Raw genomic sequence first — 5,697 nt, 5'->3', positions numbered from 1 at the left:
AAAGAAAACCACTGGCATTAGACCGGTGGTTCTGACTTAGAAAGCAAAGCAAGTACAACCAATACCCCATTTAGTTCCATCTTTTCCTATTACGGTATGAGTGTGTTGATGGAGAGGGTTACTGCAACTATGTAACTTGTGATCATGGGCATCGTGAGAAAGTATATTGTGGGCTAGGTTAGCGCCACCATAACCATAAACTCCCGTCGGTGCCCAATCAGGTGATGCTGGCGGCAATTCAGGTGATAAATTTTTAAATTCATCATTTCCATAAACAACCTGCCCACCCATAATGGTGAGTAATGATTCAAGGTCTTTGATTTCTTCTTCTGGCACAGTAAAGTAGTCAGAAGACAATACAGCAATATCAGCAAACTGCCCTACTGCAAGGGTTCCCTTTTTACCTTCATCACCAGAGAACCACGCACTTCCTTTGGAATATAGTTCCAGAGCTACTTTTCTGTCAAGTTTATTCTTTTCATCGTATATCGAAAGACCACCAATGGTTTTTCCGGCAACCATCCAGTAAAGAGCAACCCAAGGGTTATAGCTGGAAACCCTGGTTGCATCACTACCGGCGCCAACAGGTATACCCAGGTCTAGCATACGATAAATCGGAGGAGTACGCTTTGCAGCTTCCTTTCCGTATAAATCAATAAAGTATTCACCTTGGAAAGCCATGCGGTCTTGAATGGCAATACCGCCATTTAAAGCCTTAACACGTTCCATACTACGATCCGAGATTGTTTCTGCATGGTCAAACCACCAGCGTAGACCATTAAAAGGAATTTCTCTGTTGACTTCCTCAAAAACATTTAAGAAACGTGTTATTGACTCGTCATAAGTTGCATGTAAACGGAATGGCCAACGGTTTTCCACCAATAGAGAAATTACTTTCTTTAAGTCAGCTTCCATCACCGTAGCTAGTTCGGGCCGCGGCATTTGAAATTTTTCAAAATCGGCTGCCGAGAATACTAACATTTCTCCGGCACCATTCATTTTATACTTATCATTTCCTTGACCCGGAGAAACAATTTTTGCCCATGAAGCAAAGTCTTCATATTCATGATTTGGATTTTGCGTAAATAGATTATACGCAATACGCAAAGTTAATTGATCCTTCTCGGCTAAATGTTCAACAACTTTGTAATCATCAGGATAATTTTGGAATCCACCACCTGCATCAATGGCACTTGTGATACCTAATCTATTTAATTCGCGCATAAAATGGCGAGTTGAGTTAATCTGGTCGTCAAAATTAAGTACTGGAGCTCTCCCCAAACTTGAATAAAGAATAGAAGCGTTAGGATTAGCAATTAAAAGACCCGTTGGATTACCTCGTTTATCCCGGTCAATTAAACAGCCCGGAGGGTCTGGGGTATCTTTTGTGTATCCCAGTGCACGCAGCCCTGCACGATTTACAAGTGCTCTATCGTAAAGATGTAGCACAAAGACAGGTGTGTCTTCAGAAACAGCATTAATCTCTTCCAAAGTTGGCATCCTTCGCTCTTTAAATTGAAATTCAGACCAACCTCCAACTACTCTTACCCACTGAGGAGCAGGTGTACGTCTTGCCTGCTCTCTAAGCATTTCCAGAGCAATAGCAAGTGATGGTACACCTTCCCAACGCAATTCCATATTATAATGTAGACCACCACGAATAACGTGTATATGAGAGTCATTCAAACCCGGAATAGCTCTCTTTCTTTTAAGATCTATTTTTTTGGTTTTTTCTGTGGCACTATCAAGAAGCTCATCTCCACCTACTGCCGTGACTAAACCATCAGTTATGGCGATAGCTGATACCTCAGGTTGAGATGGGTCAAGGGTAGTGATTTTTCCGTTATATAAGATCATATCCGGCAAATTCATGTTTACACCTCATCTACTTCCTATTATTCTGTAACCATGGATGAAATATTTTACCGAGAATCGGCATGACTACCCATGATAGCAAGGAAACTATACATATAGAAACAAAAAAAGCTGATATAATAGGATTCATATTTTTTATAATAGGTCCTATTACTTTAGGCACCAACATACTAAGAGGCCATACACCAAGAACAGTAACAATAGACATTTTCCATTTTGGCGGTGGAACTGGCGTTTTCGGAGTAACAAACCAATAAGCCAAACTGTTTTCAATTTTGTAAGTTGGATTAGTTGCTTGAAATTGTTCTGCCTTTTTTAACAAATCTCGACGAATATCTGATTCTTGCCAAGAACGTAGATGCTCATACGTATCAAAGCGAAAAATAACAGTATACTCTCTGGATCCGTTATTGGGGACTATTAAATTTACGCCTAAATGCCCTAGGAATTTAGTAGCGGCAGCTTCGATTTCATGTCTCCATGTTTCAAACTGTTTTTCTCTACCTTCTTGAATTTCCCATGTAACAATCGTTGTTACTGGACCGCTAACATCCATTGTGTTCCCTGTATGAGTTTCTCCGACAGTCACTCTTTCTTGGTTCATAATTTCCTGCTTGGAAGCGCGCCATGCACCATAGTATATGCGTATTCTACGCCTTGACCATAAGCGCCAGTATGTTCTTTTACAATTTCCATAACAGCATCATAAGTGTCTTTGCGAGCCCAGTCACGTTGGTATTCAAGTAAAACTTGGATTGCTGTCACTGGAATTGCACCAGCTTGTTCTACACGACGCATAGCAGCGTTATGTGCTGTCAAACTAGTACCACCTGAAGCATCATCAACTGCATAAACCTCATAGCCAGCTTTAATTGCTTCAAGCACAGGGAATGCAAGGCAAACTTCAGTCCAAAGTGCTGCAAATATTAATTTCTTTCTACCTGTTGCTTTAACTGCCTCAACAAATTTTGGATCTTCCCAAGAGTTCATTGAACTACGTTCTATAATTTCATGGTTTGGGAATATATCAAGAATTTGTGGCCAAAAATAACCAGAAAAGCTGCGTGTTTCAACTGTAGTAAGAATAGTAGGTACGTTAAAAGTTTTTGCTGATTTAGCAAGCAGCATAACGTTATTAATCAATGTTTGTCTGTCAATACTTGCAACTCCAAAAGTCATTTGAGGCTGAAAATCAATCAAAATTAATGCACTGTTCTCCGGATTTAACAATTCTAAATTACTCATAATAAAACGCTCCTTTTTTTAATTGTTTCAAATTATTTTTTTGAAAGTAATGTATTTTCTGTTAATTAAAACTGTAATCGTAAAAATAAAAGCTTTTCTATACTTTTTAATTTAAAAAGGAGCGCTGATTTAATCAGCGCTAAATTTATACTATCCACTTTTTAAAAAGTGATTTAAAGCTATTTCTTTGGAATACATTTATGCATTTTGTTTACTAAGATCTCGCTGAGATCCCATATAGCTTCCAATTATATTTTGATAGCCTGGAAGATTACTAGCAAGCAAATTGCCAAAACCTTCGACATCGTTGCGCCAATCGCGTTGTAATTCGCAAGCTACGCTAAACCAGTTCATAAGCTGCACGCCACTATGTGCCATACGAGTATTGGCAGCATCTGCAACTTGTTTACTAAAAGTTCCTGAAGCATCAGTAACAGCAAATACTTCATACCCAGCTTTTATAGCAGAAAGTGCCGGGAAAGCAACGCAAACATCTGTAACTACGCCCGCGATGATAAGTTGTTTTTTTCCAGTTTCTTCGATTGCTTTTACAAAATCATTATTATCCCATGCGTTAATTTGTCCAGGTCGAGCTATTTTTGGTGCGTGAGGAAAGAGATCAACCAATTCTTGCATTAAAGGTCCATTAGGTCCATGTTCAAAGCTTGTTGTTAAAATAACTGGTAAATCAAAAAACTTAGCAGTTTGAGCGAGAGCTAAAACATTGTTCTTGAATTCATCAACACCATAGTCACGTACTAGTCCGGACATAAGACCAGTTTGATGATCCACTAAAAGAACAACAGCATCATCTTTGTTAATACGAGAATAGAGATCAGACATTATGTATTCCTCCTAAAAAATTAAGTAATCGAAGAAAGTTTAAAAATAGAATAGTATCATAAATTTCTTCGTTTGTTACGATTAGTTTATAAATAAATTGATCGTTAATATAAATTAATCCATAAACTAAGGATTAGAACAAGGTTTTTATTCTCTATTGCTGTAAGATGACAAGACTCACCATGTAGAATGTGTCTAAATTCTAATAAAAAAGAGCTTGTGTCAAAACACAAACTCTTTTTAAAAAGAAATAACGCAATTGAGATATCTATATATTAACAATTTGTTTCTTACAATTCCATACTTCTCATGTTGAGAAATAATAAATTAGTAATTTAATAAAACTTAAATGAATTATTGACGTAATATTTTGACTATAATATAATTAATCTCGAATTCGAGATAACTTACGAAAGATTAGTAACAATGAGAATTTATCTTTAAAGTTGTTTACATCCAATTTCCAACCGATTGAATCGAGAACAAGCTCTTTGTATGTATACAGCAGGAAATGCATGATTCTCTACAGAAAAAGAAATACAAGATCAAATCAAAAAGAGAAAATATGCAGATTTATCCATACTTTCTGCTAATTACTTCCGAGTCTCGGATTAATAAATCAAGCGTATCGAATCTACATTTACAGTATTTGGTAGAAAGGTTGTCTATATTGGAGGGAGAAGAATGGCAAAAATTACTGTAGGAACCGAAAATCAAGCACCAATTGAGATATATTATGAGGATCATGGTATAGGAAAACCAGTTGTACTAATTCATGGTTGGCCGTTAAGTGGTCGATCTTGGGAATACCAAGTTCCCGCTCTTGTTGAGGCTGGATACAGAGTTATAACATATGATCGTCGAGGCTTTGGAAAGTCATCTCAGCCGTGGGAAGGATATGAATATGATACCTTTACTTCTGATTTACATCAACTATTACAACATTTAGATCTTCAAAATGTCACGCTTATAGGTTTTTCTATGGGCGGAGGTGAGGTAGCTCGATACATTAGTACGTATGGGACAGATCGTATTGAAAAGGCTGTTTTTGCTGGAGCAGTTCCTCCGTATCTATACAAATCAGAGGATCATCCTGATGGGGTATTTGATGATGCAGCAATTGAAGAATTCAAAAGTAGTGTGATAAATGACCGCCTTGCATTTCTTGATGAATTTACAAAGGGATTTTTCGCGGCTGGTAATCGAACAGATTTAGTTAATGAGCCATTTCGTTTATATAATTGGGATATTGCAGCCAGTGCATCACCTAAAGGAACGCTTGATTGTATTACCGCCTTTAGTAAGACAGATTTTAGAAAAGACTTGGAGAAGTTTAATATACCTACTCTTATTATTCACGGTGACTCTGATGCAACTGTACCTTTTGAATTAAGTGGAAAACGTACATATGATTCCATTCCTGGTAGTAAACTCGCTTTAATACAGGGTGGTCCTCATGGATTAAACGCAACTCATGCAAAAGAATTTAATGAAGCATTATTAACATTTTTAAAAGACTAATCTTTAAGGAACTACCGGAGGCGGTTCAACAGCAATATCAAAAATAATAACACGAATTTATCGATTAGGGGTTTTCCAAAAAGAGTAGCGCTATCAAGTTAAGAAATACATTCTTCCCCAAAACGAAAAAAATGAACTGAACTTTTATGGAAAACTATGAAAGGATGAAATTTTTGTTTTGGGGATAATTCAAAATCTTAGGTTGATGGGCAT

At 37.2% G+C, this 5,697-nt stretch carries 5 protein-coding genes; 1 reads left to right on the top strand and 4 read right to left on the bottom strand.

All coding sequences use genetic code 11. The features are described from left to right. Positions 1-36: 36 nt before the first annotated feature. From LOK41_RS27035 to ycaC, 4 genes are all read right to left on the bottom strand, one after another. Complete coding sequence (locus LOK41_RS27035) at positions 37-1,872, bottom strand: amidohydrolase (protein ID WP_241819144.1); 1,836 nt, start codon at positions 1,870-1,872, stop codon at positions 37-39. A 13-nt stretch (positions 1,873-1,885) separates the two neighbouring features. After that, entirely contained in the window at positions 1,886-2,479 is a 594-nt protein-coding gene (locus LOK41_RS27030) for a putative antibiotic biosynthesis monooxygenase (protein WP_241819142.1), read from the bottom strand. Continuing rightward, positions 2,476-3,120 carry a hydrolase gene (locus tag LOK41_RS27025; protein ID WP_018767758.1) on the bottom strand — a complete coding sequence of 215 codons (645 nt, stop codon included), beginning with the start codon at positions 3,118-3,120 and terminating at the stop codon, positions 2,476-2,478. Before LOK41_RS27025 ends, LOK41_RS27030 begins: the two co-directional genes overlap by 4 nt. Positions 3,121-3,318: 198 nt before the next feature. Next, entirely contained in the window at positions 3,319-3,963 is a 645-nt protein-coding gene (gene ycaC, locus LOK41_RS27020; RefSeq protein WP_241819135.1) for an isochorismate family cysteine hydrolase YcaC, read from the bottom strand. A gap of 684 nt (positions 3,964-4,647) precedes the next feature. On the opposite strand from ycaC, the gene LOK41_RS27015 reads away from it, so the two are divergent. Next, on the top strand, positions 4,648-5,484 hold the full coding sequence (locus LOK41_RS27015) for an alpha/beta fold hydrolase (protein ID WP_241819133.1): 837 nt from the start codon (positions 4,648-4,650) through the stop codon (positions 5,482-5,484). Positions 5,485-5,697: the final 213 nt, after the last annotated feature.

The organism is Bacillus sp. TL12 (genome assembly GCF_022625245.1).
Lineage (GTDB): Bacteria > Bacillota > Bacilli > Bacillales > Bacillaceae_G > Bacillus_A.
Note: the sequence above shows the minus strand (reverse complement) of the source record. Positions and strands in the feature narration are given on the sequence as shown.